This is a genomic window from Oleiphilus sp. HI0066, from assembly GCF_001635725.1.
Window position 1 is genome coordinate 1 of the sequence record NZ_LWFH01001821.1, and the last position, 2,104, is coordinate 2,104.

The 2,104-nt window shown below is 46.2% G+C and carries 3 protein-coding genes; all 3 read left to right on the forward strand.

Annotated elements, in window-relative coordinates; genetic code table 11:
* The first annotated feature begins 66 nt into the window (after positions 1-66).
* Positions 67-879, forward strand: a complete 813-nt coding sequence (locus tag A3738_RS28145) for an ABC transporter permease (protein ID WP_068764013.1) — start codon at positions 67-69, stop codon at positions 877-879.
* 10 nt (positions 880-889) lie between these two features.
* Positions 890-1,708: an ABC transporter ATP-binding protein gene (locus A3738_RS28150; protein ID WP_231876628.1), complete on the forward strand. Its 819-nt coding sequence runs from the start codon at positions 890-892 to the stop codon at positions 1,706-1,708.
* A gap of 89 nt (positions 1,709-1,797) precedes the next feature.
* Positions 1,798-2,104 (forward strand): DUF1989 domain-containing protein (locus A3738_RS28155; protein ID WP_156504564.1); only part of this gene is annotated, 307 nt, incomplete at its 3' end.

Here is a 2,104-nt window from a genome sequence, read left to right on the forward strand (position 1 = left end):
CAGATGGCTGCTGACGGCAAGCTATAGAGCATAAACGAATGCCTGTATTGATGTGAGGCCAAGGCCATGAAGAAACTGATAAACCAGACGCCAGATAGAACATTCAAAGTGTTCTTAGGCTTGCTACCTTTCGTGCTAATGATCGTGCTTTATATGGTGAGTTCGGATGCGCGTTTAGAAGTGAATCCTAATGACAAGCTCCTCCCGAGTTTTAGTCAGATTGGAGATGGTTTATCAAGAATGGCCTTGGAACCGAGCAAGCGCACAGGCGACTATGTTTTTTGGCAGGACACAGCGAGTAGTCTCACACGTCTTGGCCTAGGTGTATTAATCGCTGCGGCCATTGGCTTGTTTGTTGGAGTAATAACGGGCGCTTTGCCTTTGTTTACCGCTTGGGTATCTCCTTTACTGACGGTTGTTTCACTGATTCCTCCTTTAGCCATCCTGCCAATTTTGTTCATCGTTTTTGGTCTAGGTGAGCTCTCGAAAGTTGTCTTGATTGCCATCGGCATTACGCCGTTTATTTCGCGTGATATTCAACGACGAACACAAGAGATTCCGCCCGAGCAACTCGTTAAAGCACAGACTTTAGGTGCCAATACGAGTCAGATTTTAATGCGTGTGGTACTGCCACAAATCCTTCCAAAACTGATTGATGCAGTGCGCTTATCGTTAGGTGCTGGGTGGCTGTTTCTGATTGCTGCTGAAGCCGTAGCCTCAACCGATGGGCTTGGTTACCGCATCTTCTTGGTAAGACGTTATATGGCGATGGATGTGATCTTGCCGTATGTCGCATGGATTACTGTGCTCGCGTTCTTTATCGATCAAGGCTTAAAGCACTTGAACAAAACGTTGTTCCCTTGGAATGAGAGAGCATAAGACAATGAGCATGATTGATTCTTCAGCAATAGAAAAAACGTCTGATACCCCGATGCTTCAGGTGAACAAGGTTTGGAAAACCTATGGCGACAATGTCGTTCTTGAAGGGCTCGATGTTACCGTACAGCAGGGTGAATTTGTCACCTTAGTTGGCACGTCTGGCTGCGGCAAAAGCACCTTCTTAAACATGTTACTGGGAACTGTTGAGCCAAGCCGCGGAGAAATCTTGCTCGATGGCAAACCTATCCCGAATGAACCCGGAGCTGATCGGGGCATTGTGTTTCAGCAGTATTCGGTGTTTCCGCACATGACGGTTTTAGAAAACGTTGTGACAAGCAAAGGTTTTCAGCGTAAAGGTTTTACGGGTTTGCTGTTCGGCAAAGCGCGAAGAGAAGCGGTAAAAGAAGCCTTAGAAATACTAGATCAAGTTGGCTTGAGTTATGCGGTCGACAAATACCCGCATGAGTTATCTGGTGGCATGAAGCAGCGTTTGGCCATTGCACAAGCCTTGCTTGGTAAACCGAGAATTCTGTTATTGGATGAACCTTTTGGTGCGCTTGATCCGGGTATACGTGCAGATATGCACGCATTGGTGCTCAAGCTATGGAAAGAGCACAAGCTGACTATCTTCATGGTCACACATGACCTGAAAGAAGGTTTTTATCTTGGCACACGTTTGTGGGTCTTCGATAAGTTACGTCATGACGAGCAAGCGCCTCAGCGCTTTGGCGCGGGCATTACCTACGATTTGGCGGTAGGACAGGTTGATCATGACCTATATCGAGAAATCGATGATGACATTCGGCCTGTTCCGCAACAGGTTGCATAAGCCTATTTAGATCGAAGTAATAAGAGACATTAGCAATCAGTCGTGTTTTGCGCGGCTACATCTATTAAAAAAGAAAGTAAGGACAAGTTATGAGCGAGTACATCCGTTCTATTTCTTACACCACTCAAATTGCGGAAGGCTCACATTGGTCTTTTCGCTTACGTAAAGGCACGATTTTACGACTAACAGACTTACTTGGCGGCGCCAACGTTGGAATGTTGTTTTATAACCCCGAGGACTTATTAGAGCGCTACAACGCGCCTGATACCCTCAAGTGCCAGCACACATTTAAACTCACAAAAGGCAATTGCTTGTATTCAGATATGGGGCGAATTTTCGCTTCGATCGTTGAGGATTCTCTCGGCTGGCACGAATCAGTTTGTGGTAATTCTCATG

Bases quoted from the DNA above. Each gene is read 5' to 3' on its own strand.
- A3738_RS28145 (WP_068764013.1), top strand. From the start codon at position 67: ATGAAGAAACTGATAAACCAGACGCCAGATAGAACATTCAAAGTGTTC.
- A3738_RS28150 (WP_231876628.1), top strand. From the start codon at position 890: ATGATTGATTCTTCAGCAATAGAAAAAACGTCTGATACCCCGATGCTT.